This window comes from Brasilonema sennae CENA114 (assembly GCF_006968745.1).
In the GTDB taxonomy this organism is placed as follows: domain Bacteria; phylum Cyanobacteriota; class Cyanobacteriia; order Cyanobacteriales; family Nostocaceae; genus Brasilonema; species Brasilonema sennae.
The window spans coordinates 1,781,668-1,801,647 of the sequence record NZ_CP030118.1 but is presented as its reverse complement, the minus strand read 5'-3'; the positions used below and the strand labels follow the sequence as shown (position 1 = coordinate 1,801,647).

General features: G+C 41.1%; 16 protein-coding genes and 1 pseudogene. 5 read left to right on the top strand and 12 right to left on the bottom strand.

What is annotated here, in order from left to right; all coding sequences use genetic code 11:
* Positions 1-31 precede the first annotated feature (31 nt).
* On the top strand, positions 32-439 hold the full coding sequence (gene mutT / locus DP114_RS07605; RefSeq protein ID WP_169265720.1) for an 8-oxo-dGTP diphosphatase MutT: 408 nt from the start codon (positions 32-34) through the stop codon (positions 437-439).
* Here mutT and DP114_RS07600 read toward each other — a convergent pair.
* The 4 genes from DP114_RS07600 to DP114_RS07585 all read right to left on the bottom strand — a co-directional run bounded on the left by DP114_RS07600 (position 431) and on the right by DP114_RS07585 (position 4,548).
* Positions 431-1,987 (bottom strand): ATP-binding response regulator, encoded by a 1,557-nt coding sequence (locus DP114_RS07600; RefSeq protein WP_169265721.1) that lies wholly within the window; start codon positions 1,985-1,987, stop codon positions 431-433. The genes mutT and DP114_RS07600 overlap by 9 nt on opposite strands.
* The gene (locus DP114_RS07595; RefSeq protein WP_169265722.1) at positions 1,975-2,121 is read right to left on the bottom strand and encodes a hypothetical protein; all 147 of its coding nucleotides are present in this window, start codon (positions 2,119-2,121) and stop codon (positions 1,975-1,977) included. Before DP114_RS07595 ends, DP114_RS07600 begins: the two co-directional genes overlap by 13 nt.
* 313 nt (positions 2,122-2,434) lie before the next feature.
* Positions 2,435-3,637: a histidine kinase gene (locus DP114_RS07590; RefSeq protein ID WP_171975810.1), complete on the bottom strand. Its 1,203-nt coding sequence runs from the start codon at positions 3,635-3,637 to the stop codon at positions 2,435-2,437.
* Between the two features lie 761 nt (positions 3,638-4,398).
* Positions 4,399-4,548, bottom strand: a complete 150-nt coding sequence (locus DP114_RS07585) for a hypothetical protein (protein WP_169265723.1) — start codon at positions 4,546-4,548, stop codon at positions 4,399-4,401.
* Positions 4,549-4,593: 45 nt separating this feature from the next.
* Between DP114_RS07585 and DP114_RS07580 the strand changes: the two genes are divergently transcribed.
* Positions 4,594-6,006, top strand: a complete 1,413-nt coding sequence (locus DP114_RS07580; RefSeq protein ID WP_169265724.1) for an S-layer homology domain-containing protein — start codon at positions 4,594-4,596, stop codon at positions 6,004-6,006.
* Positions 6,007-6,137: 131 nt separating this feature from the next.
* Here the strand turns inward: DP114_RS07580 and DP114_RS07575 are convergent, their stop codons facing one another.
* Complete coding sequence (locus DP114_RS07575; protein ID WP_169265725.1) at positions 6,138-6,734, bottom strand: glyoxalase-like domain protein; 597 nt, start codon at positions 6,732-6,734, stop codon at positions 6,138-6,140.
* Positions 6,735-7,117: 383 nt separating this feature from the next.
* On the opposite strand from DP114_RS07575, the gene DP114_RS07570 reads away from it, so the two are divergent.
* Positions 7,118-7,756 (top strand): sigma-70 family RNA polymerase sigma factor, encoded by a 639-nt coding sequence (locus DP114_RS07570; protein WP_169265734.1) that lies wholly within the window; start codon positions 7,118-7,120, stop codon positions 7,754-7,756.
* 90 nt (positions 7,757-7,846) lie between these two features.
* On the opposite strand, the gene DP114_RS07565 is transcribed toward DP114_RS07570, so the two are convergent.
* The 3 genes from DP114_RS07565 to DP114_RS07555 form a co-directional block, all read right to left on the bottom strand.
* Positions 7,847-8,731 carry a hypothetical protein gene (locus DP114_RS07565; RefSeq protein ID WP_171975809.1) on the bottom strand — a complete coding sequence of 295 codons (885 nt, stop codon included), beginning with the start codon at positions 8,729-8,731 and terminating at the stop codon, positions 7,847-7,849.
* A 309-nt stretch (positions 8,732-9,040) separates the two neighbouring features.
* Entirely contained in the window at positions 9,041-9,592 is a 552-nt protein-coding gene (locus tag DP114_RS07560; protein ID WP_169265727.1) for a DUF2267 domain-containing protein, read from the bottom strand.
* Positions 9,593-9,814: 222 nt separating this feature from the next.
* The gene (locus DP114_RS07555; RefSeq protein WP_169265728.1) at positions 9,815-11,248 is read right to left on the bottom strand and encodes a sensor histidine kinase; all 1,434 of its coding nucleotides are present in this window, start codon (positions 11,246-11,248) and stop codon (positions 9,815-9,817) included.
* 97 nt (positions 11,249-11,345) lie between these two features.
* Between DP114_RS07555 and DP114_RS07550 the strand changes: the two genes are divergently transcribed.
* Entirely contained in the window at positions 11,346-11,870 is a 525-nt protein-coding gene (locus DP114_RS07550) for an NUDIX hydrolase (RefSeq protein WP_169265729.1), read from the top strand.
* A gap of 430 nt (positions 11,871-12,300) precedes the next feature.
* Here DP114_RS07550 and DP114_RS07545 read toward each other — a convergent pair.
* Positions 12,301-13,182 (bottom strand): annotated as a pseudogene (locus tag DP114_RS07545) (TauD/TfdA family dioxygenase).
* 653 nt (positions 13,183-13,835) lie between these two features.
* Complete coding sequence (locus DP114_RS07540; protein ID WP_246163085.1) at positions 13,836-14,918, bottom strand: alpha/beta hydrolase family protein; 1,083 nt, start codon at positions 14,916-14,918, stop codon at positions 13,836-13,838.
* A gap of 455 nt (positions 14,919-15,373) precedes the next feature.
* On the opposite strand from DP114_RS07540, the gene ppk1 reads away from it, so the two are divergent.
* Positions 15,374-17,536 (top strand): polyphosphate kinase 1, encoded by a 2,163-nt coding sequence (ppk1, locus tag DP114_RS07535; protein WP_171975808.1) that lies wholly within the window; start codon positions 15,374-15,376, stop codon positions 17,534-17,536.
* A gap of 53 nt (positions 17,537-17,589) precedes the next feature.
* Here the strand turns inward: ppk1 and DP114_RS07530 are convergent, their stop codons facing one another.
* A complete protein-coding gene (locus tag DP114_RS07530; RefSeq protein ID WP_169265731.1) occupies positions 17,590-18,153 on the bottom strand; it encodes a GNAT family N-acetyltransferase in 564 nt (187 codons plus the stop codon).
* A 176-nt stretch (positions 18,154-18,329) separates the two neighbouring features.
* Positions 18,330-19,820, bottom strand: coding sequence for an ABC transporter permease subunit (locus DP114_RS07525; RefSeq protein ID WP_169268608.1), 1,491 nt, complete (start codon positions 19,818-19,820; stop codon positions 18,330-18,332).
* Positions 19,821-19,980: the final 160 nt, after the last annotated feature.

Sequence of the window (19,980 nt, the reverse complement as noted above, 5' to 3'; positions counted from 1 at the left end):
TTCCACCTCTGGCACTCTCTTAAAAACAAACATGAGTGAAACTGCTGTTCTACCTCATAAAATTATTGGCGTTGCTGTCATTTGGAATGACTTGGGAGAAATTCTCATTGATCGCCGTCGTTCGGAAGGTTTGATGGGTGGTTTGTGGGAATTTCCTGGAGGTAAAGTTGAAGCGGGTGAAAGTATCGAAGAGTGTATCAAACGGGAAATTTCTGAAGAACTAGCAATAGAAATAGAAGTGGGAGAGCATTTAATCACTATCGACCACACCTATACGCACTTGCGCGTAACCCTCATAGTACATCATTGCCGCTATGTATCAGGTGTTCCTCAACCAATTGAATGTGAAGAAATTCGTTGGGTTAGTTTGGATGAACTAGAAAGCTACACTTTTCCTGAGGCAAATAGTCAAATTATTGCTGTTTTACAATCACCGTAAAGTTCTTCCAGTAAGATTCTCAACGACTGCAATCAACTCAGCAGGCTCAACAGGTTTTGGCAGGTATATCTCGAAACCTGCTAAAAGTGCTTGCTTACGATCCTCTGCTCGGGCATAAGCAGTAACAGCAGCAGTTGGAATGTGTTTGCCAATCTTAGTTTCTAAGTTTCTCAACTTCTGAACAAGCGAGTAACCATTTTCTTCTGGCATCCCGATGTCACTGACTATAACATCTGGTGGAAAAAGTTCAATCATATTGAGCGCCTCGCTCACCGAGCCAACTGCAGTGACACTCGCTCCAACCTCCTCCAATACGATGCTTAGCAAATCTCGGGCATCTGTCTCATCATCAACAACTAGGACTTGTATACCATCCAAGCAAGAGGAGTTTGAGGAGGAGCAAGTTTTCTTTGTGATTTGTGCCATTCCTGTGGTTTTCAAAAACGGCAGGTTGAGTGTAAACGTGCTACCTTTTCCTAATCCTAAACTTGTCGCATAGATAGTACCGCCGTGAAGTTCAACAAGATTACGGACAATTGCTAGTCCCAGTCCAAGTCCAGTTTGCTTGCGAGTATTGCTACTATCTGCTTGACGGAAGCGGTCAAATATGTGTGGTAAAAATTCTGGGCTGATGCCTTGACCATTATCACTTACGCTTAGCTCTAGGTGGGTGTCAACTTCCGCTAAGCAAATTTCAACCTGTCCACCATGAGGAGTGAACTTGATGGCGTTTGAAAGCAAGTTCCAAACAATTTGTTGCATCCTGCCTGGATCTCCAGAAATCACGTATTTGGAAGAATTCAGCACAGTCTTAAGTTGAATCGCTTTCGCCTCTGCTGCTGGACGAACCACATTGATAGTAGTCTCGATCAAACTGACTAAATTCACCGGGCAGCAGTGTAACTGGAGCTGACCACGAATGATTCGAGAAATATCAAAGATGTCATCAATCAGTTGGGCTTGAGCTTGTGCATTACGCTCGATAGTTTCTATGGCACGAGTTTTAGTCGCTTCGTCAAAAGAACGATTGCGGAGCAGTTTAGCCCATCCGAGCATCGAATTCAGTGGCGTTCGTAACTCGTGGGAGACAACAGCAAGAAACTCATCTTTGAGGCGGCTAGCATCTTCAGTTGCTTGATGAGCTTGCTGTTCTCGCTGTAAGAGTTGGGAGAGTGTTTCTTCTACTCGCTTGCGTTCAGTAATATCACGTTGGATTGAAATCCAGTGTGTGTACCACCCAGTCTCATCTGCAACAGGCACGACACTCATCTCTACCCAGAACTCAGAGCCATCCTTGCGGTAGTTAATCAGCTCGAAAACCCCTGCTTCCCATTGCTCTAAAGTTTTGCGGATTTTGTCCAATGTTGCTCGGTTAGTCTTTGGACCTTGTAGAATACGAGGAGTTTTACCTAAGACTTCTTCTAAACTGTAACCAGTCGTGCGGGTAAAGGCTTGGTTAATATAGAGTATGCGAGAACCTGGCAAATTAATAGGTTCAGCTTCAGTAATCACGATGCCATCGTTGGCATTAACAACTACAGATTCCAACAGCCGCAGACGTTCTTCAATTTGCTTGCGTTAATAACTTGTAAACGCTCTTGTAAAGAAAGTGGCAAGTTAATTGCCACGGATGCTTGTACGATCGCCCACAGTTGATTCGCATCTTGCCCAGAACTACACATTGCTTTCCAACCTCAACTAACTTGCTCACAATGGTTTATAGCTCGGTAAGTTCAACATAAACCCGATCTGAGAGGGTAAAGCGGGTGTGCTGCTTAACTACCAAGCGAATTCATTCAGTAAATATATTTAGCTTGTTTACATAACTTTGCAAAGTATGAATAATTATTAAAATTATCTTAAGTTTCGTGACTCAATCTATAATGTCTTTGAATTTGTCTGGTTACACATCTGCCGTGAGGAAGAGGCTCAGGGGGAAGCTAAAGCAGTAAAGTTATCGAAACTCAGGTGAGTAAGAAAGTCTGAAAGATTTAGTTAATTCGGATACACTGGTAAGGTAAAATGGAACCATGCTCCACCATGAGGGGCGGTTTCTACCCATATTTGACCGTAGTGCGCTAGAATAATGCGCTGGCATAAAGACAAACCAATACCGTAGCCTTCTTTACCTTGATCACGCTCTAGGCGGTAATGATTTTCAAAGATGCGATCGCGGTTTTCTTCAGGTATACCAGGACCAGTATCGCCAACACTGAATTGAATTTTCTGGCTAGTACGGTGAAGTCCACAAACACTGATATTCCCACCTTCCGGTGTGTATTTGATAGCGTTATCCAGCAAGTTTATTAGCACCTGCCGTATGCGTTCTGGATCTGCATAAACATTGGGTAAATCTTTAGGAATATCTTTGTTTACGTTGTGGGATTTGGCGGTGTAGCGATCGCGCAATTCCTCTAAAACTTCAAGACAAAGTTTACCGATGTCTGTCTTTTGTGGTTGAATAAAAAATTCCCTGTCTTTACCATGACCTACCCGTAAAAGGTCAGTAATCATACGATCTATTGTCTTTGTTTGGCTACGGGCTTGCTTGAACAAATGCAGCGTCATTTTTGGTGTCAGACGCTCAAATTCACCTTTTTCTATGTTGTAATTAGATTGTAAGGTGTCTATGGCCATAGAAGCTGCAGTTAGCGGATTGCGGAGGTCATGAGCTAACATAGCTATCACCCGGTCTTTAAACTGGATTTGCTCTTGGAGTTTCTCTGTTTCCTGTTTGAGGCGAAAGACTTCATCTGATAGTCTCATAAGTTCGGCTGAAACAGCAACAGAACCGATAGAGGACTTGGGTTCTTTGACACGATCGTTGTGATCATGTTCGTGGAAATCACTCTCTAATTGTAAGTAGGCATCTATAGCGGCTTGCCACCGGGGCCACCAAGTTTTTAATTGACCAGTTATATTACTACCAGCCAAAATTTCTCTTGGCTCTGGATGAACTTTGATTAAAGCTGGTGTTGCTACCAGTTTAAAATGTTCCGCTAAATAGGGTTGTTGACCAACATCAACAATCTGAAGTTCAAAATTGTAGTCGGCTTCCAACTCTTTTAAGTAAGAGCGAATTCGCTGTACTTGTTGTTTGGACTTTGGTCGTCCATCGACAAAAAGTAACAGCTGTAGTGGAGCCTCAGAAGAAATAGGCTGATCCTGGGAAACTTGCATGTAATCGTGTTTCAGCACTGGTAACAAACCGACGACGCTTTACAGAAAGTAAAAATTAACTGGCGGTTGTCGATGGGAAGGTCGTTGTGTTTTTTATTTAATATCTATTTTAGATTTTTCAGACTCCTAACTTATATAGGTTTTTGAAATGAGATCAATTGTTTTTATCGTTTTGGTTCCTTTGGAGATGGAAATTGCTCCTTTGAGAGGGACTTTCCATTGAAGCTAAGTTGCAATATTGGTGTTCATAAATCATTAGTCAAATTCAAATGAAAGTTTTTCTACGGCTGTTGCATGACGACCGAAAATTATTTCAAGCACCAGTACAACAGTCCGGAAGCTTCCTGTGATTCATCACCTTCTGCAAAAAGGATCTTCTTGAGTAAACCAGTCGAGGTGTAACACGGGTTGGTGCACCAACAAAAGCTTAGGCAACTGATAGCCAAAGCCACAACATCATTCCCTTTGTGAAACGAAATCTCAAGACTTGAAGGAAACCGCAGAGGCGTTACACCACTTTATCTATAACCTCGACACTTAAGAACAGCGTTATTTATGGCAACTCTGTTCAAAGTTCAACACTGAAGTTTTCCAAGTATTGCCATATTCGCTTATATTTATTCAATAGAGACTATCCAAATCTGGCAGCATAGGAAAGTTTGTAAGCCGTCTAGGACGGACACTTTACCCTGATGCCTTTTTGCGAGGCTGCCGTTTGCGCTATCTTTATTCTGTTGTTCTTGAGTGAGGTAAACAGAGGATTTACTTTCAGCTTAGCACTAATGGTAGTTGCTGATAACCACCTGATGTTGCTTGATGATAAAGTTCTCCAAGGTTTTCAGATGACTCCAAGATAACTCAGTGCCTGCAATTATCAGACATTTTTCGTTATAACTATCATGAATGCTGAGTTGGTGCGTTTTTCCCATAGTCTTTTGCTAGTGTAGGAATTGACACTCGAATTGTAATTGCTTGTGGTGCGCTCTAAACATCCAGTTGTATTAGTGAGTTTGGCTGTTTTACTCACCTGTTTGACAGGCTGTGCCAACAGTCGGGCTGCCAAAAATTTTGAGCAGTCCTTGGCGGCTGATCCCAAACTAAAGGATAACCCAGTGACCTTTAGCGCTCAAGAGGTGCGCAGTAGCCAACAACCACAAACCCCTCAGGCGACAGTTCAATTGCCAAGTGATTTTCCCAAAGAGATCCCGTTGTATCCTAATGCCACCTTACAAGAGGTGACACCATCAAGCAATAAAAATCCCACTGTATCGAGTCGCTGGCTGAGTTCTGACCCTAGCAATGTGATTGCTAGCTATTATCGCCAACAGTTTCAAGCAAACAACTGGCAGATTGCGCAAGGGACTTCCACAGATGAGCCGAAAAGCTCTTTTGAAGCGCGGCGCAATGATATACAACTAAAAGTTTCCGTTCAACCGAAAACAGTTACCAACGCTGCACCCAACCAACCACAAACGTCAACTGAAATAGACATTTCATACTCACCATCATCCAATCAAGCAGCACAAGCTAAGCCAACTCCAACTCCTCAAGCTACGGAGAATGCTGTGCAATCTGGGGAGTCACAGTTAGTTAGTCCGGTGCCATCACAAGACTCGACAACACAACCAAATGCTACGTTAGATAACAAAAACCCTACACCAACTCCCAGTTCTGAACCCAAATCTCAAGAATTCAGCGATTTGAACAAAGTACCTCAAGAATTCCGGCAATATATTCAAGATTTGGCAGGATTAGGAGTTTTCAATGTAGAATCAAATGCGCTTAAGGGCAATAGTACCACAACCAACCAGTTTGAACCAGCTAAAGTTGTGACTCATCGGCAATTTGCCCATTGGCTAGTTGCTGCTAACAATGCGATGTATGCCAATAACCAAGCATTGCAGATTCGCTTGGCATCAGAAAGCTCTCAACCAACATTTCGGGATGTACCAAAAACTGATCCTGATTTCCGGGCAATTCAGGGATTAGCTGAGGCCGGATTAATTCCCAGTTCTCTATCTGGAGATTCCACAGCTGTATTGTTTCAACCGGATGCACCTTTAATACGGGAGCAGTTGATTCTTTGGAAAGTTCCCCTTGACACGCGTCAAGCTTTACCCTCTGCTTCTTTAGAAGCCCTTAAGCAAACCTGGGGTTTTCAAGATGCTGGGAAAATTGATCCGAAAGCATTACGGGCAGTTCTGGCAGATTTCCAAAGTGGTGAAAAATCCAATATTCGTCGAGTCTTTGGCTATACAACGCTATTTCAACCGAAGAAACCAGTCACTGGTGTTGAGGCTGCTGTTAGTTTATGGTATTTCGGTACTCAAACCGAAGGAGTTTCAGCCAAGGAAGCTTTGAAGTTGGCAGGTTCGCCAAAGCAGTAGTTTTCTTTTGTCATCAGGTTCACTATAGTCAAATTCCCGACTTCGCAGAAGTCGGGAATCTTGCAGCATTTCAAAATTAATGCGGTAGATTACTAAGTGCAGAATGTGAAATACGATTGCACGTTAGCTAACTAACTCGCTACTTCAGCCATTTCAATAATGCGCCCTTCGTAGTCCTTAACCAGAAAATTCAATGGCTTCTCGCTGCGAATCTTGAATTTTAACCCCCGTGTTTCCACTCGCATTAAAATCATTTCTAGGCAATCGCGGTCAAAGCAAACGTGGCGTTGCTGATTTTTATTGCCTAAACTTGCTCCCATAATAATGTGCAGCTGAGTATTTTTCTTTAGCTGATACCAAAGCCCCTCGCTAGCATTGCTCATTCTGCTGCCGGAAAAGGAGGGAGTGCTAGACAGGTAAAGCGGATCAACTCCCGTAGCACCTAAAGTTTGCTCGTAGTTGTAATAGTAGTGTAAAGGCACTTCAGCCGCTGGCAAATCTAGCTGTCCTTCATACAACTGTCGTGCCACCTCCAAATCTGACACCATCACAGTATGTACTTTTGGGGCACTGGTAAGAAACATCCACATCGCACCAGCATAGGCTGCTAGTAGCATCACCATGATACCTTGGGTAGAGAAAAGGCTATCTAACGGCAGGGATGGCAAAAAAGAACCTAGGATGAAACGCTCGATCAGGAACTGTGACATGCTAACTGCTATAACCATGAATAATCAGCTAATGTATAAAGAGATTCGCAAACGCTCGCTTTTAAGTTTAAGTCTATGTTTATAGTGTATCAAGACCAATAAAATATGACTCCTAAATCTCAAATTCAACGAGCCAGCAAGTCTGATTAGTCTATTAATATGGGAAGCATAACAGAAGGTTGCTTTAAAATATACCTGTAAAAGTCACACAGCCAGTACCTTGTTCATACGTATGATGTAAAAATAAAAACAATCCTTCACAACCCAAATTATGTAGCAGATAATTGAATCATCAAAAAAGCGCGCAAATTTTCACACTCAAGCGCGTTTGCACCCAGCAGCTCAAAAGTTCCAGTTTTTTCAAAAAGCGTTCCTACCACTCATAATTAGTCATTCGGATGGTGCAAATTCCTTATTTCGCGGAAGCTCATCACCCATTAATAAAGTCACTGTTCTATCACACTGACAACGAACTGGTGACTCTTGTTCAGCAAAACCCCGATGCAGGTAGATACTTCACAGCGATTTTTTGTCGCTATAACCCGATAGTCTACACCTTGATTCGGCATTCTGCGCGATCGCCTGTGCAAGCTGATTATCTTTTTGCGCTCACCTGGCGACATATTTATTACGAACTGATTGGACTTGATTTAAACAATAGCCAATTTGCCAAAGATAATCTCACTATGCAAAATTGGCTGATTAATATGACAGCTTACTGTATAAACGATATTCAACTCCCTCCGACAGAAGCAATTCATTATTCTATCAAGACGACTTCTCCACCATTATTGTGTTATGTAGAACAAGCATTAGACCAATTGCCACCCATTTTGCGATTAATGGTTTTGATGGCTCAAACCTTTCGTTGGAGCGAAACTAGAATTGCTGCTTACCTGCAAGCTGAAGGAGAAACTATCAACCCAAACGAGATAGTACATTTTCTTCAAGAAGGTTATCGTATGATGGAAGAGAAATTGCCAACAGATATCCGCGCCATCTACCTAAGTGAAAATGTTCTTCAACCTGGAAGTGCCTAGAAACGTGGTTTAATATCTTTCATAAAAAGATATAGCAGCCATTTGCCTACTTAGCAAATGGCTGCCTTAGAAAGTGAAAATTGTAGAAGCCTAATTCAAAAAGACCTTACCATCTTCTCGAATTCTCACTACACCCTGAGTATCATTAGCATTTCTTTGTTCACTTAAAGAAAGCTCTATCATTCCTGGCTTGGTAGATATTGGAGTAACTTTTACAAAACCGTTATCTTGACGAATGGTGCTGATACTCACAGGGAGTGGCAGGTTTTGCAGTACAACTTCTTGACGACCAGAAAGAGTCCGCTGCCCCGTGTACCCGATCGCTTGATAGCTGATTCGAGCATTGGTGTTATTTTTCAGCCTTACAGAAACTTTGCCATTGGTCGGAGTCACCAGAGCAATCGGGCTTTGGCCTTGTTGTGATACACTGGGTACTACAACTGAATTTTGTCTTTGTTGATTGCTAGGGTTATTGCCAGATTGAGAGGATGTCCTGACGCTATAATTGCCTGTTGACCCATTACTGCTGTAAGTACGAATCTCCGATGATGAGCTATTTGTGTCTTGTCCAGTACTGGTTGTTGTTGACTGTGTCTGGCTGCTGTAACTTTCGGAGCTATTATCAGAACGGTTGTTGTATGGTGTTTCACCGCCCACACCCTGCCTCATTTGTTCTTGTGATGGTGTTGGTTGATTAGAAACACTCCCTGGAGTCAGACGCCCTTGCTGTTCTAGTTGTCGAGTGAGAGCGTTGGGTGGACATCCTTGGGGAACCAAGACTCTACTGTTGTGAGGTTCTTGGTAGAAAATGCTGGGACAGGGGTTAGTTTTGGAGTTAGTTTGTTGCGGGGGTTGCTGAAGTACAGATTGCTGAGCCATTGCTTGAGGAATTGCTGGCAAGCCAATCAATAATCCACCACAAATAGCTCCTAAAAATTTAGTAGATCGACTGAGTTTTTGGTATTGCTGGTTCATACTGATCTCCTATGTAAAAGATTGAAATCTTTGAATGATCTTAAAACTGTTGCAATTAGTTGCTTGTTTAAGGCAACATATACAAGACTGTTAACTTGTCGCTTGGCTATGCTTGCTTTTTTAAAGTTTTTTAATTTTAATAATAAAACTATAACAATTATTGATTATTTCGTACTCTAACTATAGACATGAAAGCTTTTACTCGGTGAGATAGAGTTTTATGCCACCAGTACTACATAAATAGATATATTAAGGCTCTGGTTCGAGTCATCCATGCCCGATCAGAGCCTACTAAATCAGGAAGATTTGTTAAGCTTCTTCCCAAAGTTGAAGAACTCTATCAGGCAACCAGCTCGCAATCTCTTGAATTCTTTCTGGAGATAATTCTTCTTTAGTAGCAGAAAATACAGCCTTAACAGCCTCTTCTCGGTCTACATTGCGTGACAATCCACCTTCATTAGCGACTCGGAATAAGAAGCGGTCAGAATCAATCTTAAAAATTCCAGGACCTTGCCAAGGTGGACGAACCCGACTCAAGAAGCCGACAATTGGATTTGTGTCTTTCCAAAGCTCTACAATATCATTTTGCAGCGCTTTTTCATCAGTGATTTCAGCTGGCTTACCTTGTAGTTCCTCAGCAACTCGGTCTGCGGCTTCGGTGGTCATGAGGTCACGCATCACACGGAAGACCACTTCCGTAAAATCCCTAGCGTCGTAAATGTCCTCTAGGCCCGCTTTAACCTTTATCTTCTCTAAAAAAGGGATATCTTTTGAATCGATAGGAGATGATTTTTTGGCATCTGAAGATTCTGGAACAGCAGATGGTTGTTTTTCATCTAAAGATTCTGGGGTATTTGTCATTTATCCTCCTGATAACATCAGTTTTTGTATAATTGCTGATGCGATAAGTGAACTGTTACACTAAAAATCTAGCAATTTCTAAAACTACTTATAAATGTTGTATAAGTAGTGATCTCAAACTGCTAGAACTTTTTGCTTAATTCCACAAGCATCACTTTTAACTTATTGAGTAAAGTGACTTCACTGCATCTGTCACAAGAAACATTTCTTAACCTTTGTCTATTAAGAATCAAAAGTAACGGGTAAAGTAACGGTGACAGTAGTCCCACTGCCTAGAGCACTTTCTACATAAATTTGCCCTTGGTGGTTCTCGACTATGGCTTGGGCGATCGCCAGCCCCAATCCTGAACCAGTCGCACTTTGTGTTGCGATACTTTTAGCCGTGTGAGTACGCGCTGGATCTACCCGGTAAAAACGGTCAAATAAACGGGGTAGCGCCTCAGCAGGGATACCAATACCAGTGTCGTTCACTTTAAAGAGCAAGTGGGTAGAGTTGGAACGTAGTCCAGAAACGCGATTTGTTGCCTCAACACGTGCTAGCTCTAGATTTACGCATCCTCCAGAAGGAGTGTATTGCAAAGCATTGCCAATCAAATTTGTGAATAACCGTACCAGTTGATCCCAGTTGCCAACAACTGTAAACCAATTGTCGAGTAATTCGGGATCTGTTTCGCAAACAGGAGGATCAATCAAGTCTAGAGAGAAAGTAATCTTTTTTTCTGTCGCTAACAGTTGCTGTTCTTCAACCACTTCCATTAACAAAGCATCAACAGGACAGGGAGAAAAACTTTCTTTGCTGATACCACTATCCTGTCTTGCGAGAAACAGTAAATCGTTGACTAACTTGCCCAAGCGTTGCGTGAGTCGTTCTACCACTTTCAATTGTTGCCGATAGTGCGATGGAATAGAACTGTCTGCTTCGGATAATTCCAACTCACTTAAAGCGACTTGCACATTAGTTTGAATCAACGTAATTGGACTTCTTAATTCATGAGAAGCATCCGCGGTAAACTGTTTAAGACGTTGATATGATTCATGTACTGGTTCCATCGCTTTACCTGAAAGAAACCAGCCACTTGCTGCAACAGAAAATAGCATCAATCCAAACGAGAGTGCTAAATCAACAATTAACTCACGACTAGGTTTTGTGACTTCAAACCACGGATGACTAACACGCAAATATCCTAAGACTTGCCGACCAACTTGCACCCGTTCTGTCACTTGTCTCAACAGGAGTGGGGGAGTGGAGGAATATTCAAAATTTTGAATTGATTTGTCTTGGTTCCTCAAAACTTTGACAGTCTCACCTGTACGGTTCGCATGCAATGGAATATTCAGAGGTTGTGACAAAGTAGACCAAAGTAATTCACCAGTGGGGCTAAACCATTCAAGATCGATGTGGTCATCTTCTGCAGTGTCCGTATTATCGCGAAAAGTGGCATCTATATTGATACGGGATTGACCAAAATCTGAGTTTACTGCTTCAATGATGAGCGATCGCTCTACCACTTCCACCACATGATTCAAAGTATCATCAATCCGCTCAATCAGTGTACTACGCACATACAAATATACCCCACTTGCAAACAGCAGCAGTAACACAGCTGTCACAGCAGTGTACCATAGGGCAAGACGGCGACGAGTAGCTTGAAACATAGATGCTTGCGACTTAAAAATAACAATAAGATTTATAATTTCAACAATAACCTTGCTGTTGTGGCAAAAAATGTTTCGGAAATAAAGAGTTAGGTATATGGATACTGATGAGACGATTTTCAGTACCGATTGGGTTACTGTCAAGAATACATCTAAAGGATTTCATTATTTACAAAGAAAAGGGAAAGACTCAATTGCAGTATTTTTGTTGAGAAAAAATGAAACGAATCCCCAAAATTACGAAGTTTTAATTAGACAGCAACCTCTTTGTATTGATAATACAGAAATTGATGGGCTATTGAAACTTTTTCCCTGTCCCATTACAGGCGCGATCGATGAAGGTGAATTGCCAGAAGAAGCAGCAATCAGAGAAGTTTATGAAGAAGCAGGTTTTTCTGTTAAGGTTTTACCGCTAGGTAAGTACATCGTTGGGACTCAAACCAATGAAATTTGTTATATGTATTATGCTGATGTCACAGGTATAGAGCCTGATATTGCTCAGCAGGATGGTTCTTATTTAGAATCTATTAGTAAAAATGAATGGCATCCTTTCCAGTATTTAAGTGATTGCGATTATTCAGCTTGTCAGATAGGTTATTTCAGATTACGAGAGATTAGTTAACTTTGCTGTTTCAATAGTATTTATGCTATCAAGCGTTCCGTGTAATAAGGCAACAGGAATTGCTGAATTATTGATAGGGACGAACTCTTGAGTTGATAAATTTCGTAGAAAAGAACCGAAAAACGCTCGTAATAATTCAGGAGTCAGGAGGAGGCAGTGCGGGGGTGAGGCAGCACTGCAGGAGGGTTTCCCTCCGTAGGTGACTGCCGAAAGGGTTCCCCGGCATAAAGCAACTGCCGTTCAGAATTCAAAATAGAATTATCCCCGTTTTAACAGTTGATCTGTTATTTTTTTAGCACTGTGATCGCTTCAGCAGCACGGATGAAAATTGATTTTTCAGCGTAGGCGATCACACTCTCAAGACTAACGATACTGACTTCAGCTAATAATATAATTGTCAAGATGGTAGCTAGAAGACAGACACTTTTACTTAGAAAGGAAAAGCTGGGGAACATAACCTTATATAAATATCTCTTTGATCATCAACAAAAGCTCTTCTACCGTGAAGTATTCTTGTGTTATCAACCATGAGAACATCCCCTTTTTGCCACTTAATTTATGTGGTTATTTTTTCAGCTATTTCATTAAGTTCAGATACGACTTCATCAGGTATATCAGAATCATCCTCAAACTTAAGAATATTTGGATTTAACTGCTTCGTCGGCAACAGGCTATTAATAAACACCTGATACTTTCCACATCGGCTGGGAAGAATTGCTGAACAAATGTATTCCAGCAAAATTGAGTGATCATCGTACACTGTCAGACGTGTATTATTCTGTTGACACATTTCCTTAACCCTATTCAAGTTATCTGTTTGGTATTTATTCTGCCATGCCTCTTGAGGAATCCGAACAGTAAACTTTAGTTTCTTTTTGCTGAATAATTCTTTGATGAAACCACTCATTTCATTAAAAAACTGTCTGCCATCACATACCGTAGTTTCACCATCTTTAAGTGGCGGATTAGCACAGAAAAACCACAGCAGAAGTGGGATATTTTGCTGATAATACATTTCTCCATGCAACTTAATCTCAGACTTAAAATCATTTACACTCAAAAGAGTCTGATCTCCATTAATTACCTTTCTCGTGAATGCACCACCTGCATAATTTAGAAAATTAATACTTAATAAATTTGTAAAATTTATAAAATTATCAGTATCAGTGTTAAATCCTCTAAAAAGTAAGATTCCATAAGATTTAAACAAACTAATAATTTCTTCTTGGTCTAATTCTAGAATATTAATATGACCGATATTAATGATTTCTTGACCTATGCTATCAGAGATGGGCTGTAGTTTAATATCCATATAATTTAATAAGTTTTTAAAGAAGTTTTCACGCCTATAAAGTCACTATAGTGCAACGGTCACCCATTGCATTAGCAGAAGAGTTCAAGACTAGACAACCGTTGCGCTTTGGCGACTTAGTTATATAAATCTGACATCACTAACGCCTCCACAGTCGTTGACAAAATGCTATACTTCCTGTGAATGTCTATAGTATTCAATTTTGTGTAACTCAAGTCCAAAAAGGTCATCCTGCTTCTGACCTTAACCTGATTGCACTAATATTTTACCAAAGACTGCACCAGATGAGGGTTATGCCGCACTTGACTAATAATCGTGCATCACAGCAGAGCAATGTCAGATGTCGTTACGGTGCTGATAACACACAAGACACCAACAGTTGTAGAGTTTTTTCAGTAACGCCATTTTTTGGAAAATGCATCATTTTTTGATGATGCATTTCCATAAAAAAGCGATCGCTCTCCAGAATTTACACTAGTGTCGCAAAGTTTTCAACCAATTAAGTAAGTATCTCTACTTAGTGGAACGTCCGTCCGTCTAACGGTTTGGACTTGGATGTTCCTATCGTGCAAGACAACTTTCCCAAAATGAATGGCATCCTTTCGAGTATTTAAGTCATTGGGATTATTCAGCTAGCCCTGCTTTGTTTGTCGTCAACTATCGGTGGTGACTTCGCTACTTGTCTTTATTGATAACCATTTTTTCAATCGCGATAACACACTCCAGGTACTTATTGCCATCACTCCCAATGTTAAGGGTGCTTCAGGAATAGGCTTTATTTGTTTGGTGACACTGACATTTGCATCTTTCATATCACCTGTAAAATAGACGTAATCAAAAGCGCTTTTGTCACCAAGAATGCTGGCACGTAAAAACAATCCACTCCAACGGGCTATAGTTTCAGTTGCTACATCTTGAGGTATAGTAGGTGTGTTTTTTTCATATCCAGACTTTGAAGGGTCATTGATATTCGTAATCCCGTAGTGGTTGGCACCATCAATGGTGACAAATAATTTGGGCGGCTCTTGAATTTGCTCGTAAGTTAAGTTTGCTGTTTCAATAGTATTTATGCTATCAAGCGTTCCGTGTAATAAGGCAACAGGAATTCCTGAATTGTTGATAGGGACGAACTCTTGAGTTGATAAATTTCGTAGAAAAGAACCAAAAAACGCTCCTGCTTTCAGTTCTTGTGGTCGATTGAAAGAGTCTTCACAAAAAAAGGGAAGACAAGCGTTTGCGATCGCTGCTAATCCAGCATAGCCTCCCGCAGAATGACCAAGCAATCCTAATTTTTGCGTATCAACAATACCACTCACTGGGGTTGTAGGATTTTGCGAATCTACCTTCATCTGTGACAAAACAGCATTGATTTGTGAGAGTTCTGGTAATAGTCCTATCCTACCAGTTTGTGGTGAAGTTCTGAGGTGATTGGGTACAACTACCACAAATCCGTAGCGGGCTACTAAATTAGCGTAATTAGAGTAATTTGATTTATCAATATTTGCACCTTGCAATAAAAGTGCCACAGGGAATGAATAATTGCTAGTTTTTAAATTTGATGGATTGGGGTAGTAGATATCGGCTAAATCATTATTAGCTGTGATAGTTGTCGTGTAGCTAGCAACATCTTGAAACAATGGAGCATCACTGAAAGTTACAGCAGCAGCTTTCCTTATACTAAATACCATTAGAGCCGTGCTGAAACAAGCTACTAACAGGACTTGACATGTAGTCACAACAATCACTCCTTGATTTTAGTTCAGTTAATTCTTCAGTCTACTCTCTAGCAATGTTTAAGAGAGGTTCGGGTAATGAATAGTTTTTTGGTAAAGGTAAGGGTGAGGGAAAATGACTAGCAAAATTCTAAAAATCATTCCTCAATTCAGTAACAGCATTTTTTTGAATATGCATCATTTGATAATGAATTTTCAATAAAAAGCGATCGCTCTCTAGAATTTAGACTAGTGTCGCAAAGTTTTCAACTAATTCAGTAAGTATCTCTACTTAGTGCAACGTCCGTGTGTCTAACCGTTTGGACTTGGGTGTTTTTATCGTGCAACACAACTTTCCCAATCCGTCCGCAAATTTCCCTTTGTCTTTGCCTTGAGATCAAGTGATGGCTTTTTTCCTCTACTATGTTTAGTATACTATCCGAGTTGTGTTAAGCTACATCTCCCTTTCTGTGGTCATCATGCCAAAATCAAAGAAGGCCGCTCATCAAATCGATCTCAACGACCCTCAATACTATCTCAACCGAGAGTTAAGCTGGCTAGAGTTTAATAAAAGGGTGCTACATGAAGCCTGCGACTCACGAACACCCCTTCTAGAACGGCTTAAATTTTTGGCAATATGGAGTTCTAACCTAGATGAATTCTTTATGGTGCGCGTTGCAGCACTTAAGCAGCAAGTAGAAGCAAAGATTAGCATGTTAGCTTCTGATGCTCGCACGCCAGAACAACAGTTAGACGAAATTAGCTCTATGCTGCGTCCGTTAGTCGCCAAAGAGCATGAACAATTTGAGAAAGTCTTACGACCTCAACTTGCCGAGCATGGTATACACATCTTAGATTATATAGATTTATCTCAAAAGCAGAGAAGTTACTTAGACAAATACTACGAAGAGCAAATCTTCCCTGTCGTGACTCCTCTTGCTGTTGATCCTGGGCATCCTTTTCCCTACATTTCCAATCTCAGCTTGAATCTGGCTGTTGTTGTCAAAAACCCAGAAACACAAGAAGAATTGTTTGCCAGAGTCAAAGTTCCTACAGTTTTGCCACGATTTTTGGCTTTACCGCCAGATTTGGGAATTCAAAATAATGGCAAACCAGCAGTGTGGACAGGGGTTCCTTTGGAACAGGCGATCGCCCATAACTTAGAGTCCCTCTTTCCAGGAATGAGTATACAAGAATATCACACCTTCCGTATAACCCGTGATGCTGACTTGGGATTAAAAGAAGATGAAGCCGATGATTTGCTGTTGGCTATTGAGCAGGAACTGCGAAAACGGCGCGTTGGTGGAGATGCTTTGCGGTTAGAAATACATTCTCAAACTCCTGAATCAATCAAAAAACGACTGTTGGAGGATTTAGAATTAGAAGAAAATGATGTTTACCAAGTAGATGGTATTATCGGACTCAAGGATATGATGTACTTCATGTCTTTACCCGTCCCAGAACTCAAAGACGAACCGTGGCAAGCTGTTGTACATCCTCGCTTACAAAGGATTAGAAACCCAAATCTAAATCCAGAGATGCGGGAGATAGAAGAAGGAAAAGATTTTTTTACAGTTATTCGAGAAAAGGATTTATTTGTACACCATCCCTATCAATCCTTTTCAAGTTCTGTGGTGAACTTTATTGTCTATGCTGCCCATGATCCGAATGTGCTGGCAATTAAAATGACTCTTTATCGGACTTCTTCTGACTCACCGATAATAAATGCCTTAATTGCAGCTGCTGAAAATGGTAAGCAGGTTTCTGTACTGGTGGAACTCAAGGCACGGTTTGATGAAGAGAATAATATCTACTGGGCGAAGCGGTTGGAAAGGGTTGGAATTCACGTAGTTTACGGTTTAGTCGGTCTTAAAACTCACAGTAAAATTGTTATGGTCGTCCGGCGCGAACAAGACCGTATTGCTCGCTATGTACATATTGGGACTGGTAATTACAACCATAAAACGGCACGACTTTATACAGATTTGGGATTATTTAGTTGTAATGAAGAGTTGGGAGCGGATGTTACAGATGTTTTCAATTTCTTAACAGGATACTCGCGGCAAAAGTCATACCGAAAAGTTTTGGTTGCACCTGTCACGATGCGCGATCGCTTTCTTTCTCTGATTCAGCGAGAAATCGAAAATATTCATAATGGCTTGACTGGGCGGATTGTTGCCAAAATGAATTCATTGGTAGATCCCCAAATCATCTGCCATTTATACGAAGCTTCCCGCGCTGGCGTGCAAATTGACTTAATTGTGCGTGGAATTTGCTGTTTACGCCCTGGACTAAAAGATATTAGTGAAAATATTCGCGTGATTAGTATTGTTGGTCGCTTTTTGGAACACTCCCGCATTTTTTATTTTCATAACAATGGGCAGGAGGAAATTTACATCGGTAGTGCCGATTGGATGCGACGTAATTTAGATCGTCGGGTAGAAGTTATCACCCCAATCTTAGATGCAGACATTGCCAAAGATTTGCAAGAAATCTTAGGAATTATGCTGGCAGATAACCGCCAAGCTTGGGAATTACAACCAGATGGTAGTTATATTCAAAGACGCCCTGGTGAAGAAGTTCCAGAAGCAAGTTCACAAAAAATTCTCATGTCAATGGCTTTAAACTCAAACGCGAATTAATTAAGTATGTTGTGGCTGACTCTGCACTCCCTGCAGAGTTTCCCCAAACAAAGTCAGGGTTTGAGAGTCCGTCCGCTACCCTCCCATGTTTCCCGTGTAAGTTGCCATTCGATTTGACTCCATCCTCGCGTTTGCATCCAAGCTGAACCTGGGCGTGTCCCAACTGCTACAAACCCATATCGGCGCGCCAAGCGTTCCACCCGTGAATTCGCACTAACAGAAATTCCTCGAATCTCTTTCAACCCCAGATCGCGGAACCCAAACTCGATCAGCGCCCTAGCAACCTCAATTGCGTAGCCGTAACGGCCCCAGCACTGTGGTGCTAGTTCGATTCCTAGTTCCGCTTTGTCAGGACCATAGCCTTCGCGACGCAGACCGCAGCAGCCAAATATTTCCTGGGGGTTGTGGAGGTGAGCGATTGCAAACTGATAATTGGTACGTGGCTGTTCGACTGCCCATTGACCGAAAAGCCCCAGAAGCGATCGTGCATACTCAGGTGTTACCTCTTCTGGCGCACAAAACTCCGCATACTGCGGATCGGCATGGTAAGCAATAAATGCAGGCTCATCTTCCTCAACAAACTCGCGCAGCAAAAATCTTTTGGTAATGATCTCCATGCTCAACCCAATATACTATAGGAATCCGGTTTGATTTGGTGAGACCAGTGCTTGATGAGGGTTTCCAACGCCGTAAGGCGTGTCCTCTGCGCACACCCGATAGCCGTAAGGCGTGGCCGTTCCCACTAGGGTGAAGTAACAAGGATTTGCACAATAATTCTCTACCAATTATGAGTTTACTCATTTTGTCTTAACCTGTTTTCTAAAACGGATGCACTCTTAGTCATACCCATAACTAAAAGATAGTAAATTAACCCCGCGAACAGCAGAGGCTCAAAGTAAATATATTTATTTGCACCAACAATTTGAGCACTGCGTAATATTTCCACTACACCAATTGTTGATACCAAAGCCGAGTCTTTCAATAATCCAATAGTTTCATTTACTAATGCTGGTAGAATATTTTTCAATGCTTGCGGCAAAATTATGTCCCACATCATCAACGAGTAAGGAATACCCATAGACATCGCCGCCTCAGCTTGTCCTTTATCTACTGCTTGAATTCCACCCCGGATAGTTTCCGACATATAAGCCCCAGAGTTAAGGGTAAAAGTTAATACCCCTGCTTCTAAAGCCGAAATGTTATAGCCAGTAAGCTGCGGTGTCGCATAGTAAACTAAAGCTAACTGTAACAACAAAGGTGTGCCTCGAAATACGGAGGTATAGGCGTTAGCAAGCCAGACTAGGGGCTTGATACCAGTAATTTTGCACAAAGACAGAACTGTACCCCAAATTAATCCTAGAAATACTGACAACAGCGTAAATAACAACGTTAGAGGAATGCCTTTGAGGATAAAGGGAATATCTGGGATAATTCTAGAAAAGTCTAAATTTAGTCCGCCTTTAGAAGGAGATGAAGATACGGTAGTGGTTGAGGTTGTTTGGGAAAACCATTTGGTTGCTAATTTTTCTAATTCTCCTTTATCCTTCATTTGTTGCAGAACTTTATTAAAAGGTTCTACAAAAGAGGAAGCTTTAGGAAAAGCGATCGCCGATCCACTCCTGTGTTCTGAGGGAATAACGTTAAAAGCCAATTCTGGATTGGCTTGGACGAATCCCCTAGCAACAGCATCCTCAACTATTGCTGCATCAATTCGTCCTGATTTAATTTCCTGAATGATTTCCGCTACTTTATTGAGCTGCTTTAGCTGAATCCCTGTAACTTTTTGAGCAATTTTTTTAGCATTTTGCTCTTGGATAGTTCCTAGTTGTACTCCAACTTTTTTAAAAGCCAGATCTTGGGGCTGTTTTATGTTGCTATTTTTAGGAGCGACAATTGTATCTTTTGCTTGGTAATAAATAATTGAAAAGTCAATATTTTTCTTACGTTCTGGAGTGGGAGTCATCCCAGCCATAGCAAAATCAGCGCGATTTGCTTGAAGTGCTGGAATAAGTCCATTAAAATCGGATTCCATAATCTTGAGTTGAAATCCTAGTTCTTGAGCAACAGTTTTGGCTATATCTACATCAAAACCAACAATTTGCCTATCACCTTTGTTAGTATCATAAAACTCATAAGGCGGATAATCTGGAGAAGTAACCATCGTGAGGGTGTCTTTGCCTAAAGATGAGGCTGCTTTGAGAGAATGACTAGAACTTGTGATCAGACTAATCATTAGTATTGGTGTAAACAGGACGGTTAAGAACCATACTTTTCTTTTCTTCATGAAATTGATAATTATTGAGGTAAACAGTTTATGATTCTCCAACATTATCATTACCCCAATTTTAATAATTCATGTCAAAAGTAAAACTCTATATTAATCAGGTGTTTGCAAAAATGAGACAAACTCTTCAAACTGAACAATTCTTCTTGAAGATATCTTA

Excerpts from the sequence above, each read along its gene's own strand:
- mutT (WP_169265720.1), top strand. The coding sequence starts at position 32 with ATGAGTGAAACTGCTGTTCTACCTCATAAAATTATTGGCGTTGCTGTC.
- DP114_RS07595 (WP_169265722.1), bottom strand. The coding sequence starts at position 2,121 with ATGTGTAGTTCTGGGCAAGATGCGAATCAACTGTGGGCGATCGTACAA.
- DP114_RS07585 (WP_169265723.1), bottom strand. The coding sequence starts at position 4,548 with ATGGGAAAAACGCACCAACTCAGCATTCATGATAGTTATAACGAAAAA.
- DP114_RS07575 (WP_169265725.1), bottom strand. The coding sequence starts at position 6,734 with ATGGTTATAGCAGTTAGCATGTCACAGTTCCTGATCGAGCGTTTCATC.
- DP114_RS07565 (WP_171975809.1), bottom strand. The coding sequence starts at position 8,731 with ATGAACCAGCAATACCAAAAACTCAGTCGATCTACTAAATTTTTAGGA.
- DP114_RS07560 (WP_169265727.1), bottom strand. The coding sequence starts at position 9,592 with ATGACAAATACCCCAGAATCTTTAGATGAAAAACAACCATCTGCTGTT.
- DP114_RS07555 (WP_169265728.1), bottom strand. The coding sequence starts at position 11,248 with ATGTTTCAAGCTACTCGTCGCCGTCTTGCCCTATGGTACACTGCTGTG.
- DP114_RS07550 (WP_169265729.1), top strand. The coding sequence starts at position 11,346 with ATGGATACTGATGAGACGATTTTCAGTACCGATTGGGTTACTGTCAAG.
- ppk1 (WP_171975808.1), top strand. The coding sequence starts at position 15,374 with ATGCCAAAATCAAAGAAGGCCGCTCATCAAATCGATCTCAACGACCCT.
- DP114_RS07530 (WP_169265731.1), bottom strand. The coding sequence starts at position 18,153 with ATGGAGATCATTACCAAAAGATTTTTGCTGCGCGAGTTTGTTGAGGAA.
- DP114_RS07525 (WP_169268608.1), bottom strand. The coding sequence starts at position 19,820 with ATGAAGAAAAGAAAAGTATGGTTCTTAACCGTCCTGTTTACACCAATA.